The sequence below is a fragment of the Mongoliitalea lutea genome, from assembly GCF_014652135.1.
Taxonomy (GTDB): Bacteria; Bacteroidota; Bacteroidia; order Cytophagales; family Cyclobacteriaceae; genus Mongoliitalea; species Mongoliitalea lutea.
Map to the genome: position 1 here is coordinate 1 of NZ_BMYF01000062.1, position 694 is coordinate 694.

Sequence of the window (694 nt, forward strand, 5' to 3'; positions counted from 1 at the left end):
ACTGGAGGACCGAACCGATAAGCGTTGAAAAGCTTCCGGATGAGCTGTGGGTAGGGGTGAAAGGCCAATCAAACTGAGAAATAGCTCGTACTCCCCGAAATGTTTTTAGGAACAGCGTCGTGGAATGTATTGATGAGGTAGAGCTACCGATAGGACTAGGGGGAGTCACATCCTACCAAATCCTGACGAACTCCGAATGCATTGATACAGTAACGGCAGTGAGGGCTTGGGTGCTAAGGTCCGAGTCCGAGAGGGAAAGAACCCAGACCTACCGCTAAGGTCCCAAAATCCATACTAAGTTGAACAAAGGTGGTCCAGCTGCTTAGACAGCCAGGAGGTTAGCTTGGAAGCAGCTATTCCTTTAAAGAGTGCGTAACAGCTCACTGGTCGAGCGGCAGGGCGTCGATAATAAACGGGCATCAAGTGTGGTACCGAAGCGTAGGATCCCGATTTATCGGGATGGTAGGGGAGCATTCCAGTAACAGAGAAGGTGCATGGTAATGTGTGCTGGAGTTGTTGGAAAAGCAAATGTAGGCATAAGTAACGATAATGCGGGCGAGAAACCCGCACACCGATAGACCAAGGTTTCCTGATCAACGCTAATCGGATCAGGGTCAGTCGGGACCTAAGGATAACCCATGTGGGGATTCCGATGGCAAATGGGTTGATATTCCCATACTGTATATACAGGTGA

Annotated in this window: 1 rRNA gene; it reads left to right on the forward strand. The window is 49.7% G+C overall.

Annotation, left to right across the window (positions count from 1 at the left end):
* Positions 1–694 (forward strand): 23S ribosomal RNA (locus IE080_RS19385); the annotation flags it as partial.